Annotated in this window: 18 protein-coding genes and 9 tRNA genes; 23 read left to right on the top strand and 4 right to left on the bottom strand. The window is 46.0% G+C overall.

Features of this window, described 5'->3' with window-relative positions; all coding sequences use genetic code 11:
* Nucleotides 1-126: 126 nt before the first annotated feature.
* The 7 genes from QUA44_RS12410 (at nt 127) to QUA44_RS12380 (ending at nt 1,310) form a co-directional block, all read left to right on the top strand.
* A tRNA-Gly gene (locus tag QUA44_RS12410) sits at nt 127-198 on the top strand.
* A 5-nt stretch (nt 199-203) separates the two neighbouring features.
* Nucleotides 204-271: transfer RNA gene (locus tag QUA44_RS12405), tRNA-Leu, on the top strand.
* 442 nt (nt 272-713) lie between these two features.
* Nucleotides 714-787, top strand: a tRNA-Arg gene (locus QUA44_RS12400).
* Nucleotides 788-794: 7 nt separating this feature from the next.
* Nucleotides 795-871, top strand: a tRNA-Ala gene (locus QUA44_RS12395).
* A gap of 200 nt (nt 872-1,071) precedes the next feature.
* Nucleotides 1,072-1,144, top strand: a tRNA-Ala gene (locus tag QUA44_RS12390).
* 5 nt (nt 1,145-1,149) lie between these two features.
* Nucleotides 1,150-1,223: transfer RNA gene (locus QUA44_RS12385), tRNA-His, on the top strand.
* 4 nt (nt 1,224-1,227) lie between these two features.
* Nucleotides 1,228-1,310, top strand: a tRNA-Ser gene (locus QUA44_RS12380).
* Nucleotides 1,311-1,851: 541 nt separating this feature from the next.
* Here the strand turns inward: QUA44_RS12380 and QUA44_RS12375 are convergent.
* Nucleotides 1,852-2,082, bottom strand: coding sequence for a hypothetical protein (locus QUA44_RS12375; RefSeq protein ID WP_333251655.1), 231 nt, complete (start codon nt 2,080-2,082; stop codon nt 1,852-1,854).
* 518 nt (nt 2,083-2,600) lie between these two features.
* Here QUA44_RS12375 and QUA44_RS12370 point away from each other — a divergent pair.
* The 8 genes from QUA44_RS12370 (at nt 2,601) to QUA44_RS12335 (ending at nt 8,163) form a co-directional block, all read left to right on the top strand.
* Nucleotides 2,601-2,674 (top strand) — tRNA-Lys (locus QUA44_RS12370).
* A 227-nt stretch (nt 2,675-2,901) separates the two neighbouring features.
* Nucleotides 2,902-3,864 (top strand): GNAT family N-acetyltransferase, encoded by a 963-nt coding sequence (locus tag QUA44_RS12365; protein ID WP_333251657.1) that lies wholly within the window; start codon nt 2,902-2,904, stop codon nt 3,862-3,864.
* A 753-nt stretch (nt 3,865-4,617) separates the two neighbouring features.
* Complete coding sequence (locus QUA44_RS12360; protein WP_333101629.1) at nt 4,618-4,818, top strand: hypothetical protein; 201 nt, start codon at nt 4,618-4,620, stop codon at nt 4,816-4,818.
* A 210-nt stretch (nt 4,819-5,028) separates the two neighbouring features.
* A tRNA-Lys gene (locus QUA44_RS12355) sits at nt 5,029-5,101 on the top strand.
* 130 nt (nt 5,102-5,231) lie between these two features.
* Nucleotides 5,232-5,693, top strand: a complete 462-nt coding sequence (locus QUA44_RS12350) for a hypothetical protein (RefSeq protein ID WP_333251658.1) — start codon at nt 5,232-5,234, stop codon at nt 5,691-5,693.
* Nucleotides 5,694-5,898: 205 nt separating this feature from the next.
* Nucleotides 5,899-7,338: a hypothetical protein gene (locus QUA44_RS12345; protein WP_333251676.1), complete on the top strand. Its 1,440-nt coding sequence runs from the start codon at nt 5,899-5,901 to the stop codon at nt 7,336-7,338.
* 103 nt (nt 7,339-7,441) lie between these two features.
* Nucleotides 7,442-7,732: a Txe/YoeB family addiction module toxin gene (locus QUA44_RS12340; RefSeq protein WP_333251659.1), complete on the top strand. Its 291-nt coding sequence runs from the start codon at nt 7,442-7,444 to the stop codon at nt 7,730-7,732.
* 44 nt (nt 7,733-7,776) lie between these two features.
* Nucleotides 7,777-8,163: a type II toxin-antitoxin system prevent-host-death family antitoxin gene (locus QUA44_RS12335; protein ID WP_333251660.1), complete on the top strand. Its 387-nt coding sequence runs from the start codon at nt 7,777-7,779 to the stop codon at nt 8,161-8,163.
* 46 nt (nt 8,164-8,209) lie between these two features.
* On the opposite strand, the gene QUA44_RS12330 is transcribed toward QUA44_RS12335, so the two are convergent.
* The gene (locus QUA44_RS12330) at nt 8,210-8,521 is read right to left on the bottom strand and encodes a DUF433 domain-containing protein (protein ID WP_333251661.1); all 312 of its coding nucleotides are present in this window, start codon (nt 8,519-8,521) and stop codon (nt 8,210-8,212) included.
* 305 nt (nt 8,522-8,826) lie between these two features.
* Here QUA44_RS12330 and QUA44_RS12325 point away from each other — a divergent pair, with 305 nt between their 5' ends.
* Nucleotides 8,827-9,168, top strand: coding sequence for a hypothetical protein (locus QUA44_RS12325; protein ID WP_333149124.1), 342 nt, complete (start codon nt 8,827-8,829; stop codon nt 9,166-9,168).
* A 141-nt stretch (nt 9,169-9,309) separates the two neighbouring features.
* On the opposite strand, the gene QUA44_RS12320 is transcribed toward QUA44_RS12325, so the two are convergent.
* Nucleotides 9,310-9,702 carry a DUF4189 domain-containing protein gene (locus QUA44_RS12320; RefSeq protein WP_333251662.1) on the bottom strand — a complete coding sequence of 131 codons (393 nt, stop codon included), beginning with the start codon at nt 9,700-9,702 and terminating at the stop codon, nt 9,310-9,312.
* 268 nt (nt 9,703-9,970) lie between these two features.
* Here QUA44_RS12320 and QUA44_RS12315 point away from each other — a divergent pair, with 268 nt between their 5' ends.
* The 7 genes from QUA44_RS12315 (at nt 9,971) to QUA44_RS12285 (ending at nt 14,270) form a co-directional block, all read left to right on the top strand.
* Complete coding sequence (locus QUA44_RS12315; protein WP_333251663.1) at nt 9,971-10,798, top strand: hypothetical protein; 828 nt, start codon at nt 9,971-9,973, stop codon at nt 10,796-10,798.
* A gap of 45 nt (nt 10,799-10,843) precedes the next feature.
* Nucleotides 10,844-11,482 carry a ThiF family adenylyltransferase gene (locus QUA44_RS12310; protein ID WP_333251664.1) on the top strand — a complete coding sequence of 213 codons (639 nt, stop codon included), beginning with the start codon at nt 10,844-10,846 and terminating at the stop codon, nt 11,480-11,482.
* A gap of 130 nt (nt 11,483-11,612) precedes the next feature.
* Nucleotides 11,613-12,062 (top strand): peptidoglycan-binding domain-containing protein, encoded by a 450-nt coding sequence (locus QUA44_RS12305; protein ID WP_333251665.1) that lies wholly within the window; start codon nt 11,613-11,615, stop codon nt 12,060-12,062.
* Between the two features lie 202 nt (nt 12,063-12,264).
* Nucleotides 12,265-12,621: a peptidoglycan-binding domain-containing protein gene (locus QUA44_RS12300; protein ID WP_333251666.1), complete on the top strand. Its 357-nt coding sequence runs from the start codon at nt 12,265-12,267 to the stop codon at nt 12,619-12,621.
* A 143-nt stretch (nt 12,622-12,764) separates the two neighbouring features.
* Nucleotides 12,765-13,331 (top strand): DUF924 family protein, encoded by a 567-nt coding sequence (locus QUA44_RS12295; RefSeq protein WP_333251667.1) that lies wholly within the window; start codon nt 12,765-12,767, stop codon nt 13,329-13,331.
* Between the two features lie 40 nt (nt 13,332-13,371).
* Nucleotides 13,372-13,803 (top strand): hypothetical protein, encoded by a 432-nt coding sequence (locus tag QUA44_RS12290; RefSeq protein WP_333251668.1) that lies wholly within the window; start codon nt 13,372-13,374, stop codon nt 13,801-13,803.
* Between the two features lie 11 nt (nt 13,804-13,814).
* A complete protein-coding gene (locus tag QUA44_RS12285) occupies nt 13,815-14,270 on the top strand; it encodes a DUF6575 domain-containing protein (RefSeq protein ID WP_333251669.1) in 456 nt (151 codons plus the stop codon).
* A 65-nt stretch (nt 14,271-14,335) separates the two neighbouring features.
* Here the strand turns inward: QUA44_RS12285 and QUA44_RS12280 are convergent.
* Nucleotides 14,336-15,785 (bottom strand): sorbosone dehydrogenase family protein (locus tag QUA44_RS12280; RefSeq protein ID WP_333251670.1); only part of this gene is annotated, 1,450 nt, incomplete at its 5' end.

The following is a 15,785-nucleotide window of genomic DNA, read 5'->3' as shown; positions in this document are numbered from 1 at the left end:
CAAGATGCCTGTTCCACAAAGAGTAGATTTTCTTGTGGAACGGGCATCTTGGCCGTTCATAAAAGGCTTATTGATAATGGTGCAACATCTCAGTTAAATCCAAAATCTCAAATTTTAAATCGGTTTGCGGGTGTCATGTAGCGGCTAGCATCTGAGTATGCCATTCTCAGCGCATGGGTTCGAGTCCCATCATCCGCTTTTGTAGTCCTGAGCTTCGATGGTAGAGCATCTGCCTTAAAAGCAGGCGCGGGGTAATATCCTGCCAGGACTACTAATTTATGGGAGTGTAGCTCAATGGATAGAGCGCCGCGCTATGCGCTACCGCGCACGCTTCGCTAACGGACGCGGATGTTGTGGGTTCAAGTCCTGCCAATCTCGTTGTTTTTGCTTTAATTTAAGGAGGTTGATTCCATTGAATGGATAATTTTTTATATTAAGATCGATCGCCCTTTGCGTGTCCCAATTTTTGGAGCCTACATACTTTAGTACGAGAGGAAAGGTAACGCTGTCAAATTCAGCGGGCGTTTGAGAACGAGGAGTGCCATGAACCCGGCAGGTTGGCTTAAAGGTAGCCATCCTTTAAAGAGTGTGTAGTAACTCATCGGCGGAGTCCCTCTAGTAACTGAGAAAACGCAATGCTCTGATAACTTGCACGTCAAAGTGCGTGAAGCGCAGCTATCCCGTAGGGAATCGCACAAATCAACAAAAAATACGGGAGTGTAACTCAACTGGATAGAGTGTCGAGCTTCTACCTCGAATGTTGTGGGTTCGAGTCCTACCGCTCCTGCTGTCTGGGGTTCGTAGCTTAATTGGTAAAGCATCTAACTGGCTGTTAGAAAGATATCGGTTCAAATCCGATCGCAATCCACCACACCAATTTTCGATTTTCGATTTTCGATTTTCGATTTACTTGACAGGTAAATCTTTTACCCGGGGTCATTCGATTTTCGATTTTCGATTTTCGATTTACTCTACAGGTTAATCTTTTACGGGGTCATTCGATTTTCGATTTTCGATTTTCGATTTTCGATTTTCGATTTTCGATTTACTCCACAGGTGAATCTTTGACCCGGGGTCATAGCTCAATTGGTAGAGCGCTTGCTTTGCACGCAAGAGGTTAGGAGTTCGATTCTCCTTGATTCCACTGCGGTGTCTGAAGCCAAAACGGTAGCGGCGCTGGTTTGTGGAGCCAGTAATAGCGGGTTCAATTCCCGTCAGATACCCCTTGGAAGATGCCGCTAAATGGTTGGCAACCAGTCTTGAAAACTGGGGTACAGGTAACTGTAAGGGTTCGATTCCTTCATCTTCCTTTTAACCACCGGAAGTCGAAAAGCGAGACACCGTGCTGATAACGCGGGGATAGGAGGGGCAGTACCTCCTCGGTGGATTTCTTATGATTTTATATAGAAATTATGGAGGATGAGGGTTAATTATTTTCACGAGATTTACTATCATATACTGAGAAAAATTATGGGGAGGTCGCCTAAGTGGAATGGCACCGTAAAAACTTTGGAAAAGCGGCTCCCAAAAGGACGATCGGGTTTGTTGAGTAGGGTAAAAAGTTGCTTCGCGACGTTCCCTGAAAACGCAAACTGGCAGCGGGTTGCGGAGGCACTGAAAGGAATTAACAGTCCGAGATGGGGGCAGTTCCCGTCTGCTTGCGGGCAGTAAGGAAGCGCGTTTCCTGAAAGTTGCTGTCGATCGATGCGGGTTCGAGTCCCGTCCTCTCCATTTCAAGTCCCTGTTGAAAAGTTCCAACCCGTGCCCTAACGGTTAAAGCATACATACTCGGCTGTTAACCGACTAAAACCAATGCTTTGCGTACTTGCACGGGTTGGTACCTGTGGAACCTCAGTGACCGTGGGGGTCTACATCGGGGTCGTAGCTGCACGTTGGCCGCAGTCTGGTCATCACCTGCTTCAGCAAGAAGCCATTGCTGTTCCAAGCCGTATAAGGATTAGCCCCTTGTCCCTTCAGCCACAAGGTTTGTCGGGCTTTGTTATGGCAGATATTTGCCAGCAGGCTGACGACTGACGCTAAGCCGAGTTCATCGACAAGGGCTTCGAGTTCATCTTGGGTCATAAGCAAACCTCCAGGGTTGACTATTTCCCTGAATAATAGCATAATGGGGTAAGACTGGGTACCAAGTAGCGCTAGTCCGGTGTATGTATATCGTCAATGAGTTTATATTCGTTGATAGTTGCCAGGAGCATCAGTTTAGACATGGATATTCCTGACTCGTCAGAGAGCTTCTTCAGCTTTTGATGAATTCGGTTGGGCATTGTGACTTTTATGGTTTTGGAAGCTTCGTCTTGTTCAGCCATTTCAAGCAGTTATGTTTAATTGACACCAGCTTATCCTCTTTCCGAGTACCGATCGCACCTTGCTGCTATCGTCTGTAGGGATGCGGGCGCAGCGCGATAAAATGGCTGCTGCTGCGAAACAGTCCGCTAACAAATAAAAAGGTCGATCGCAAATCTCTAACCAAAGGAGCGATCGGATATATGAGTTACATTCAGAAACACGCAGTAACCAAACAACTTAATAAAAAAGGTGAAGTATGCGAAAATTAAAATATTATGTTATACTACTCTAGATGCGGGAGTATAGCTCAGTTGGTTAGAGCAGGTGACTCTTAATCTCAAGGTCGAAGGTTCAAGTCCTTCTACTCCCATCCCCAATAACCTACTATTCACAAGGCTTTGAGGCTTTAAACTGTCTGTAGTATGTCGTTTTTAGCTCATTTTGCGCTCACGATGGCAGTCAACGGCTGTAGCGGTTGGATTACTGTGAGTGTTTGCGTTGTGAGATTTTTAATGCCGATCGGCTCATCCGATCGATAAAAGTGCGATCGCCCAAGCTATTTTTAAACTGAATAACAACAGGAAATGGTGATTAGCTATGATGGCCAATCTCTCGGCGCGCTGCTATGCGGGCGATCGCGATTTAGATGCGATCGCCCATTTAATCAATACTTGCGAAGAAGTCGATCGGCTGGATCAAGGCACTTCAATCTCCGAATTACAACAAGAATTTAACGAACCTTCCCGAAATCTAGCCCGCGATATCTGCCTTTGGGAAGATAGCGACGGCAAATTAATCGGTTTTGCTCAGTTGTGGATTTCTGAACCTGGGGAAGTCATCGACGGTTCGCTGTCGTTTCGCGTCCACCCCGACGCGCGATCCGGCGCTGTGGAAGCGGCGGCAGTGGCTTGGGGCGAAACGCGGATGCGCGAGGTAGGATCGGAGCAGGGCGCGCGCATGAAGCTGCGATCTGCGGTGAGGGCTGAGGATTGCGATCGCATTTCTGTGCTCGCAAGTTGCGGTTTCAGGGCCGATCGCTATTTTTTCCGCATGGCGCGATCGCTCTGTGAACCAATCCCAGAACCGCAATTTCCCGAAGGTTTCTTGCTGCGTCAAGTCTCCTGCCAACAGGATGCGGAAGCTTGGGTAGAAATGTTCAACCAGTCGTTTATCGACCACTGGAACCACCACGATTTTACAGTAGAGAAATCCAATTACTATTCAACTCTACCCAATTACAGAAACGATCTAGATTCGATCGCTGTTGCAGCAGACGGCACTTTTGCCGCTTTTTGCTACTGCGAAATTAACCCCGAGGAAAACGATCGCACCGGCAGAAACGAAGGCTGGATTGGTGTTCTCGGTACGCGGCGCGGCTTCCGCAAAATTGGATTGGGACGAGCAATGTTGCTGGCTGGTTTGCATCGACTCAAAGCTGCCGGTGTCGAGACTGCTATTCTCGGCGTCGATGCTGAAAATTCCTGCGGTGCGCTGCGGCTTTACGAATCAGTAGGCTTTCACAATATTCGCAATAGCATTTCTTATGTTAAGGATATTTAATTGATAGGGACTTACTCACATCTTGCACCATTCTCACGAACAGGCTGTCCGGCCTGTTCCACAAGAAAATTCACTCTTTGTGGAACAGGCCGGACAGCCTATTCATAAAAAGCTTATTGAGAATGGTGCAACATCTCAGGACTTACGCACTCCGACCCAAGAAACCCGGTTTTTTACCGGATATGCGGGTAGCAACGAAATATTTTCCTGAAAAAACCAGGTTTCTCGCCACTGGTGTAAGTTTTATCTAAAAAACTTTTGCTACCCCCTTGACACTTATGTAGTATAAGTGTAGTATATAAATATGGAAAGCGCAGGACAAGCAAAAACCTGTATTTTTCGTGCAAATTCTGAACCTTGACAACTAAATATTGCTCAAAATTTCAACGAACATCAATTTGAAAGTCTTGTAAGATAGACTCGATGGTCATGTTGTTACTTTATACGAGACTGTTCAGTTACAAACTGACTCGGCCCGAGTCAGGTGTTGTACGAAATCAGTCTAATTTCAACGAATTTGATGCGGATTCAGAACAGACAAGTTCTGCCAGGTTAGAATCAACCAAAAAGGCTGAGGAAATCCGCAAAATAAAACAAGCTTATCATTTAGAACGGCGATTCTTTCAGTAAAGATTATCAGACTTCGTGAATCTTTACCGATACTGGCAATTTGCTAAGTCTCACAAAAAGCCAAAGTCGAGAGCAGATAAGCTACTAATCCAAAATCCAAAATTGCTCTAGGAGGTATCGGTAATGGTTCACATTCGTTTTGAAGGACGTTCCTACGATCTGGCCGAAGACCAACTGGGTATCGCGGCAGGAATGAGCGACAAGGCTATTAAGGAACGTCTGGCAAATCATTTTGATGTCAAGGGATCTCGCTTCGAGTCTTACGTTCTGGATCGCCGTCCCAGCGGCGATTTAATTGTTCGCCCAGAAGCCGTTTACGGCTAGAAATTCACTTAAAGCACGTATTAGGCAGCGCACCCCAACTAAAGAAGCTTACAAACTGGATACGTTCGACTTAAAATCGAATTGTAGGTTCAATTCCTACTTGCCGCGAGGCTAAAGCTTCTCTGACTTGTGCGCTGCCTTTTATAGCTGAATTTTTTATATCTATCCGGCGCTGAAAAGTTCCACTTCGCGCCCCAACAAAGGAAGCTTACATACTAGCTCATTGGTAGAGCAATTCCCTTTTAAGGAACTGGTCGCGGGTTCAACTCCTGCGTATGTGCCAACGGCTTTCTTGACTTGCGCGAAGTGACCTTTTAGGCGCTATAAACTCTTGTTGTTAATTCAGGATAATAATTAAGTAATCCTGTTTGTATTGAAGACTTCCGTCCTCAAAAATAAATTGGGTATTAGCCATGAGAAAAAAACTGGCAATTTACCGATCGCCCAAGGAGATAGACAGTCTGATTCATGCCTTCCAAGAAGGCAACCTGTCGCGAAGTCAATGGACGCACGAAGCACATTTAACCGTTGCCCTTTGGTATCTGTGTTATGACTCAGAGCAAGAAGCGATAAATGCGATTCGCAATGGCATTAAACGTTACAATTCGGCTCAAGGAATTGAAGCTACAAAAGATAGCGGGTATCACGAAACACTAACTCTGTTTTGGGTGCGAACTATTCGCGGGTATCTCGCCGATGAAAGCCAAAATCGCTCGATCGTACATCTGGCTAACGGTTTGATTGCAAAATATGCCGATCGCACTTTACCCTTTCGCTATTACACCCGATCGCGCCTGATGTCCTGGGAAGCTCGGATTAATTGGGTTGAACCAGACTTGAGATCCCTTGAACTAGAAACAGTTTCCCTCAAATAATTTTCAATAGCAGTTTTTGCCGCGCCCCAATCGCGAGAGCTTACATACAGACCCTATTAGGTTTAGCCATAGGTTTACTAAAAAAGCTCCCCAAACTTGCGCGGTGATTTTTAAATTTCACTCGCTAGCGTGCAACAACTGCCAACCACCGATTTTGAATACTTCTCAAATCCAAAATCCAAAATCGAATAGGAAGGTAACACCAATAAATATGAATACAGCAGAGCGCGATTTACGTTTGGAAATGCTCAACAGTCTGCTGACCACTCCTCACCGACAATTGGAAAAGGTGACAGAAATTCACAAGTTAATTGTCGAATTAGACCCGATTTTTTACGGTCATTTAGCGGTGTGGTATCAGCGTCAAGGCGACGTGCGCGACCACAAGGAAGTTTTTGTCGGAAATTTGCTAACCTCGGCGCTGACGGAACACCGAGATGCCGGTTTTATGATGCTGCAAGAGTTTCCTCCCTACGAGGTTTCGCGGATTGTGGACTTTATGAAGCAGCACCAGAATAAGGTGCCCCGCAGCGCGCGCACTGCTGTCACTCGCTATCTGAAATCGCGGGAAAAGAATCCGCAGTTTTTCGATCGCGCCGCCATCCGCAACCGCAAGGCGATGAAGCATTTGTACGCAACGCTGCACGTCAAGCCGAGCGATCGCGCTAATGCTATCCTGTTTAAAGACAATCCGCCGGAAGACTCTCTGGCATTCGTTTTGAAGCAGTTAGCAAAGGCGGCGACACCTGCAGAACAGGCGAATTTGATTGTTGAGTACAAGATTCCGTATACGATCGCAGTTGGTGCGATCAAAATGCTAACGCCAACGGTGTTAGCAGCGCTGATTAACTCGATGTCGCCGCAGGAAGTCATCAACAATTTGAAATCGATTCAGTCTCGCGGCGCGATGGATCACCCGGAAGTCAAGCAGTTGATTGACTCGAAGCTGGATGAAGCCACAAAGTGCGATCGGGTTTCTGCTTACAAAGCGAGTGTTGCGGGCGCGGGCGCGAAATTCGACGCAGCCACGGCGGCGAAGCTGGAAGCGGTGACAAACGAACAGGTGAAGAAGCGCGGCAAGATTGTTAAAGCAACCGGTTTGTTGATTGACAAGTCGGGAAGTATGGAAAGTGCGGTCGAAGTTGGCAAACGTCTCGCTGCTATGATTTCGGGCATTTCCGAAGCTGCGCTGTTCGTCTACGCCTTTGACACGATGCCGTACCCAGTCCAAGCAAACGGCAGCGAATTGACCGATTGGGAGCGCGCATTCAAGCACATTCGCGCTGGTGGCGGCACTAGCTGCGGTTGCGCGGTGGAAGCAATGCGGATTAAGAAGCAGGTTGTCGAGCAGTTCATTATCGTAACAGATGAAGGGGAAAATTCTGCACCTTATTTGGCAGATGCTTATCAGAATTACTGCCGCAGTTTGGGGGTAATTCCTGATGTGCTGATTGTGCGAGTTGGCGCTTACTGCGAATATGTTGAAAAGCAATTGAAGGAGAAGCAAGTGTCGGTGGAAACGTTTACGTTTGCGGGTGATTATTACTCGTTGCCGAATTTAGTGCCGATGTTGTCTCGTCCTTCGCGGCTGGAGTTGTTGATGGAAATTCTGGATGTGCCTTTGCCAGTCAGGGATGACAAGTGATATAATTTACGCATTGCCCGTCAGTTATGCTGGTGGGCAGTGTTTACCCTTATATCTTCTAGCAGAGAGCATAAGGTTGAAAAAATGATCCAGGGTTTGCCAGATGAGTGCTGAGGGTGAGAGCGATCGCGTAGAACGTCAAGCCGTTTTCGAGCCTGAGTTTTTAGAAGACCTAGAATATTGGGTACAAACTGACCGCAAGATGGCGTTACGCTTCATCAAAATGGTCAGAGAAATTCTGCGAGACCCGTTTGAAGGAATTGGCAAGCCGGAACCCCTAAAATACGAATTTTCTGGCGCGTGGTCGCGTCGATTGAATCAACAACATCGTATTGTTTATTTAGTGAGTGATGACCGTGTTAATTTTCTGAAAGGGCGCTATCACTACGAGTAAAGCGATAAAAGTTTAGACCTTAAGTTAGTGGGAGTTAAAATTTTATGTCAACTGAGATTACATACATTGAAGCTGAAGCAAATTTAGAAAACCTGTGCACTCGTGCTGTTGAAACTGGGGAAGTAATCGTCATTACTAGGCCAAACGGCAAAAATGCAGTTTTGATTTCTGAGGCAGAATTAGAAAGTTTGCTAGAAACGCTTTACTTGTTGCGTTCTCCTGCTAATGCAACTCGCTTGTTAATGGCACTGAAACGAGCTAAATCAAGAGTTACTCAACCTCAGACGCTTGATGAAATTTGCACAAAATTTGGGCTTGATGAAGATGCCGATGGACTCGATCCGTCAGACCAAGTTATGCTAGAGGGAATGCGTCAACATCATCGACATTTGGCAGAAACAGAATCGCAGAATTTTCGGAGTGCAATGTGATCTCGCAAGTGTTCGCGATATAATTCTAATCTAACCGTATTTGATATTACTCCCAAACATCTCCCTCAATATCCTCAAGCGGCAACTTTTTCCCGATTCTGAATTCTTCTCTAGTTTTCTCGATAATTTCTCGTAACTCTGGATTGGCGATGGATGACACTAACTGGGAATCCGCACCAGCCAAAGCCGCGCGCAGCTTGGGCGAAGTGAGTGCGGGATATTTCTCTAACACCTGCTTTTCTGTCCATCCCGCCGCAAACAGCCCCAGCAAGAATTCTACAGACAATCGAGTTTCAGGCGCTGCTGGTTGACTTGTTGAAGTTTTCGGGTTGGGATGAATGAGCTTTCGCCAGTCCATTGTTTTACTTAAACGATTTGGGAAGATTTCGCCAATTATAGTACATTTGGACACAGTATAAACACGGGGAGCGTTGACTGACTCTGTAAATTGATACCGCAGATCGTTTCCCGATTTTCCGATTAAATTGTTATTACGATCGCAGTACAGCACTTTCTTATAGACTAGACTGATGGGGTGCCGATCGGGCGATCGACCTTTTTGCTTCTATCCGTTTCATTGTCAATTCAGTGCCAAAGCCCGATCGTACTAAATCTCAGCCCATTGTGCAACCCACAATACAACTACTTTAACTTCTTAAAACTATGGGAAAAAAGTCGAAAGCCAAAAAATCCCAGGTCAAAAAATCCAGTTTGCTCTCCCAGCGACTGCAAGAAGCTCTCGATCGAGGCAGTAAAGTTTGGATTAAAACAAATAATAGCAGTTTCGGCGGCATCCCGATTAATTTGTTCGGGGAGTTTGCGGAACTTTTGGTGATAGTTCCCCCTAACGAACAGGCGGAAAATATCGATGCTTACGGACAAGTTACGTGGCTGATTAGACTCTCTGATATTATTGCACTCGCTTACCCTACTGAATACTGGTCTAAAGATAGATTAGAAAGTTTGCTGCCACCTGATGCAGTTACTTCCGAAGTAGGAGATTAACTGTAAGGTGCACATGGTGCGCCCTACTTTTCGCTGATTTGTATTTGGTAAGGTGCGCCTAGCGCACCCTAATTTTACTATTTTTTAACCGGTTTTACGACCAAAAAAAGACACTGAGCCGACCAATTTTTATCACTTTAATTAGTCGTTGCAAGCTGAAAGCTTGATTTTACAGTTACCGCCATCTAGCTCGCTGCAAGCGGCGAGAGCTTGAGCTTCTGCTGCTTCTTGATCGTCGCCCCAGCCCGCACCTGCTCCTCCTGTACCTACGGCGATCGCTCCACAATTATTCCTATTATAGGTCAGCGCTTTGCAGTCGTTCGCACCTCCGGTTTCTTCATTGCAGAAGCGTACTGCTGCGTTTAGTGCTGCTTGCTTTGTAGCATGATCCCAACTAATACCAGTGGCGTCAGTAGTCGCAGAATAAGCAGTAGCTCCATAGGTGCTCTGAGCTTTAGCTACCTGAACCGAGCCAAAAATAGGAAGTGTGAGAGCTGTCACTACAACCAACTTAGAAAAGAGCTTTTGCAGCATATTTACTTTAGATATTTACAAGGTAAAATTTGGAGTCTCGCTCAATATTATATTAGGATATTCATTTGTGTCAAGACTGTTTATAAATCTTTATGTTTGTTTAATGTAAAAGTGTGTTAGGTAAAAAAATAAGACAGGAATTACGCATTCCGACGCATAGAAACCGGGTTTTTTAGCGAATCGGCGGGCGCGAACGAAATATTTTCGTAAAAAACCAGGTTTCTGATTCCCTATGCGTAAGTCCTGTAAGATTACGGAGGTCAATTCAGTGGCAGATATCCGCAAAATTATCAGCAAACTCGCGGCCCAAGAAGGGCAGCTACTCGATACCCAATTCCTAGCTCCTTGCGTGCGCGGAGGAAGCGTGCGGATCAGGGTTAGCTCAATGGTTTATACTTTTCAACCCCAGCCGCAAAACTTTGAAGGATGGGCTATTTTTACCCCTATTAATGAGAAAATAGCTGCGGTGATTGAGGAGCCGAGTTTGCCGCAAGTTGCCGAGTATTTGCAACTGCTTGTACCCGTTCGCTTGCATTTGGCTTGCGTGCTGCAAGGGCAAACTTGGCTGGCATATCCTGTTAACGAATCTGATGCTAAACAGCGCACTGGTGTTGCGAAACCCGTACCAGTCCATTTAGTAAGTGAAGGTTCGCAGTTTGAGCCGATTGTTGCGCGCTGGGACGGTGATTGTTTGTGGTTTGAAGAGATAGACAGACGCGCCGATCCGCTGCCGTCTGAGAAGTTAAAAGCAGGTTTACAAAAGTTGATTTTACCTCAAGATGTTCGCTTTAAAGGGATGACACCGGAAATGCGAACAGTTTATGAGTTGGTGTCCCGAAATATTAAAGATTTCGATCCGAAAGTGCGGGAAGAAAAGCGCTTGCAGCGGGCGTTGAAAATGGGTGGCGGTGAATTGCGGGATTTTTGCGACCGCGAAAATTATTGGCTGGTTGAATGGACTAGCGGCAGTGGAGAACATCATAGTTCTGCGATCGCCAAAAATGACTTAACAGTAATGAGTGCTGGCATTTGTCTCAGTGGCTTGGACAAAGATTTCGACTTGCAGTCATTAGTCGGAGTAGTCGAAAATCGATAAAAATCATCAATTCTGTCAACTATCAACTGTCTACTGTCAACTGTCATGAGTATATTTTTTCACGAACAACTTTACAGAAGTGCCGCAGTGATGTCCCAGATCAAAAATTTCCCGGTAACGGTGTGCGGCGCGGGTGCTTTGGGTGCGAATATTGTAGAGAGTCTGGCGCGATCGGGCTTTTGCCATTTAAAAGTCATCGATCGCGATCGCATCGAAGAACGCAACCTTTCCACTCAACCCTATTATCGATCGGACATCGGCGCATTCAAAGCCAAAATTCTCGCCAACAACCTCTACCGCGCCTTGGGAGTCAGCATTGACGCGCACTCAAAAGAATTGACGCCCGCAAATGCCGATCGGCTGCTTGCCAACAGCGCCACAGTCATCGATACTTTTGATAACAGTGTCGGGCGGCAAGCAGTCAAGGATTACTGTGCGAGTGCCTCCCTTCCATGCGTACACGTCGGATTAGCTGCAGATTACTCCGAAATAATTTGGAACCAACACTATCGGGTTCCTTCAGCGGCGAATGATGACGTTTGCGATTACCCGCTGGCGCGAAACTTGGTAATCCTGACAGTTGCAGTTGCCTGCGAAGTTATTGTTACCTTTGCTGCTACCAAACAGCAACAAAATTTAACTTGCACGATCGGAGATTTTGCAGTAAAGCCACTTATATTGTAGAATGTCGGTTGACTGTTGCCAGAAACCCGGTGAATCGAGATTGGATACGTCCATCCCAGAAACCCGGTTTCTCACTCTCAAACAATCGTCAAACTTGCAAAAAACGCTTGAGAAAATTAACAGGGAAACTATGTCCGAAAAAGTTTGTACTGGTACTATTGCACTAGAATGCAAGCCAAAACCGACCCCTCCCCCGGAAAAGAAAGATCCGCCTAAGAAGCCGGAGCCGCCTTTTTTGATTTTAACATCAATTCTACTTTTATTGATTTTGACTGGCATCGGTGGCGGAGCATATACTGCTTCATCAAGTGACGCAATTTGCGCGCCGCACGATGATTGCAACGAACCAGAATTCAGACCCCATAAAAGGATTTTAAAACACGGATCGAGAGGGGCAGATGTGAAGAAACTGCAAAAGTTGTTGAACGCGCGGGGCTTGTCCCCACACCCGATCGTAGTTGATGGCGTGTTCGGCCCGACAACTCTCACAGCAGTGAAGAAATTTCAGCGGCAAGCTCATATTCCTGTAGACGGAGTTGTGGGAGGCAAAACTTGGGACAGACTGTTTGCTAGTTCGTAAATTTAAGCACCCGACAGCAAAGGTTCCTAAGTCATCATTGCTAATCATTAATCGCTGCGGTTTGTAGTTGGACAGATAGCGCATTTTGTGCAACTACAGACACAGAAACTTTAATCAACAATCCATCGCATACTAGATTGCCAATGAATGAAGTTTTAGATTGTTGGTTTGGTCGCTAGAATGAAAAATTAACAGGAAAAATATGGCCGGATCACAGACTTTTTATTATTTACTAGCAGTTCTCGCCCTATTAGTTTTGACGGGCACAAGTAGAGCCAACTATGCAGCGGGCTCCGCAGTTTGCTACACTGATGATTGCCATCGACCAGCAGTAAAACACCATAAAAGGATTTTAAAATGCGGCTCGAAAGGGCACGATGTGAAGAAACTGCAAAAGTTGTTGAACGCGCGGGGCTTGTCCCGACACCCGATCGTAATTGATGGCGTTTTCGGTCCGACAACCGAAGATGCAGTGAAAAAATTTCAGCGACAAGCGGATATTCCTGTAGACGGAGTTGTGGGAGGCAAAACTTGGGACAGACTGTTTGCTAGTTCGTAACTTTAAGCACCGGACAACAAAAGTTCCTAAGTCATTATTGCTAATCATTAATCGCTGTGGTTTGTAGTTGCACAGATAGCACATTTTGTGCAACTACAGACCCAGAATCTTTCATCAACAATCAATCGCGTACTAGATTGCTAATGAATGAAGTTTTAGATTTTTGGTTTGGTCGATCGCACTCTCCTGAGTTTGGCAAAGTCCACAAGAAATGGTTTGAAAAAGATGCGGATTTTGATGCAGAAGTGCGCTCGCGCTTTCTGCCGCAATACGAACTAGCCGCATCCGGTAAACTCGACTCATGGCAAGATTCCCCCGACAACTGCCTAGCATTAATTATACTGCTCGATCAATTTCCGCGTAATATGTTTCGCGGAACGACCCAAGCATTCGCCACAGACAACAAAGCCTTAGCCACCGCCGAATACGCTATTAATAATAAATTCGATCGCGAATTGCTGACTGTACAAAAATGGTTTATTTATCTGCCTTTTGAACACAGCGAAAACTTAGAAAACCAGCAAAAATCTGTCGAACTATTTCGCCAACTCAGCGGCGATACAGACAGCGATTCAGTCATTGAATACGCGCAGAAGCATTGGGAAATAATCGAGCGTTTTGGGAGATTTCCCCACCGCAATCAAATTCTCGGACGCGAAACAACCCCGGAAGAAGCCGAGTTTCTCAAACAACCCGGTTCGGAATTTTAAAGCGCGTGCCCAAAACCTTTAGGCTACTTAAATTATCAATATGTGCTTCAAACACCAAGAATATATAGATAAGCTTTCAACTCAATGCCCGCCACAGGACTATGAACCTAAAGAAATGCTGGCTTTTAGATTTGTATTTGAACCAAATGATGAACGATCTATTAATAACTTTAAACCAGTGCTGATAATAACTCCGCAGCGCAACCTAAAACCACAAACTGAAGCAACCAGATGTCAAGGTTATGCGCTATCATTATTTGATACCAGGGAAAATGCCGAAAAACGTTATTTAACACTAACAAAAAAAAGAAAAAGACTGCGCGATTCTCTGGGTACTCACATAGCAGCAGGATCTCTCTACAAGACAGATGGAGTTGTCTCCAAAATAGATGATAACGGCCACTTGAGCCTACATGAATTTGCTACGGCTGATTTAGCAGCAAAATTTGTAATAACCTCTTGTTTATTGTAAGGTACAAAAATATGGAACAATTAATAGGATTTAAACTAAGTAAATTTCCTCTAACTCTCAGAAGCATAGTCAATTTAGAGTATTTCGACGGCCCGCTACTATCGCTTTTTGAGAATGAATACGGCGATAGCTATCTTTATTCTTGGTGCGATGTAGATAATTTGTACAATCGCTGGTTGGTTTTCAGAGTTGCACAACTAACTCTCAAGCTTTACATAGAGGGACAAGTTTCATTGCACGAGTTAATTGTAAATCCTGTTGACGGATTTCTCTATTCATTAGATATAGACAATGATTTACAGGTGAAAAACACTTATTTAATCCTGCCTGAAAATTTACCTGCAATCTACTTGCCCGAAACAGATTCCTATTACGAACTGTCTGATTTGAATCGCGAAACGGCGGAAGAAGATAGGTTATTAATTTTTCAAAAGCTTTCCGGTGAATCTCAACTTAGCAAGGTTTGAAGCTGACTAAACAACCAGATCCCCGACTTCTTGAAAAAGTCGGGCTCTAATCGATCGCCCAATCGTCAGCCGCGATACTGCACTCGATAAATCCGGTTATTCGCTTCCTCAGTAAACAGCAAACTCCCGTCAGGTAAAACCAGCAAACCAACCGGCCTCCCCCAAGTTTTCGGGCCCGACGGATCTGTGAGAAAACCAGTCAGAAAATCCTCATAATAACCTTGAGGGCGTCCGTTCGCCGCATTAAAAGGTACAAACACGATTTTATAACCAGTTCCAGCGTTCCGATTCCAACTGCCGCGAAACGCCACAAATGCCCCGTTCAGGAATCTTTTGGGAAACGTTTTGCCGTCGTAAAACTGAAGCCCCAAAGCCGCCGAGTGCGCCTGAAACAGCACGTCCGGCATTAATGTTTTAGCCGCTAAATCAGGTCGATCGCTATTGCCGTTTCTAGCGTGGCGCGGGTCGAGCAAATTCGGCTTAAAATAAGTGTAAGGCCAGCCGTAAAACTCGCCTTGACGAATTCTTGTCAAGTAATCCGGCACCAAATCATCTCCCAAACCGTCGCGTTCGTTGACTGTCGTGTAGAGTTGATTGGTTTTTGGGTGAAAATCCAATCCCACGGGATTTCGCAAACCGGAAGCAAAAATTTGCTTGTTTTGGCCGTCCAAATTCATCACTTGAACAGACGCCCTCGGCAGCGGTTCGACATCGGCATTAGACTGCGATCCAACTGAGACGAAAAGCTTGCTATTGTCGGGGGAAACGACAACATTTCGCGTCCAGTGTTGGTTGTAGCCGCCGCCCGGTAAATCGGCAATTTTTTGACCGCTACCAGTCAATTGTTCCTGCCCTTTTGTGTAGGGAAATCGGCGGACTTCAGCGGTATTTCCGAGGAAAAAATAGCGATCGGCAAAACCCATGCCAAAAGGAATATTTAACCCGTTTTGGGCACTTGCAAAAGTTTTGCGAACCTCAGCAACCCCGTCGCCGTTGGCATCTCGCAACATCGTAATCCGATTCTGCCGGGTTTCTGTTACCAAAACATCGCCTGTCGGCGTCAAAGCCAGCCATCGGGGAGCGTCTAAATTGTCAGCAAAAACGTTGACGACAAAGCCAGGAGGCACTCGCAGGACGGGCGATGCGGGAATCGGTACTACTTGAGGAGGTTTTGAGGCGCTGTCGCTGGCTCCTGGCTGCGGCAAAGAAGTTGCAACAATGCGGATTGGCTGCGGCGACAGCGGTTTGGTCGGTACAATTTGATTTGTCCCAACATTTACCACCGGTGCACGGGAGGGAATTTGCGACAGGGGGCCGTTGTCGTCCACAGCAGGGGCGATCGCATCTGTAGCTTGATCGCACGCCATCATCGGCAACAGCAGAATTAGCAGCAAGAAACGCAGGTAATACATAGCAGCGATTGCTCCACAATTGCTGGAGGTAGGGTCGAGAGAAGATGTTACCATCTTCTCCCTCCCATTCGGAACCGTGCTTGCGACTTTCATCGCACACGGC

The sequence above is a fragment of the Microcoleus sp. N9_A2 genome (assembly GCF_036701775.1).
GTDB lineage: Bacteria > Cyanobacteriota > Cyanobacteriia > Cyanobacteriales > Microcoleaceae > Microcoleus.
Note: the sequence above shows the minus strand (reverse complement) of the source record. Positions and strands in the feature narration are given on the sequence as shown.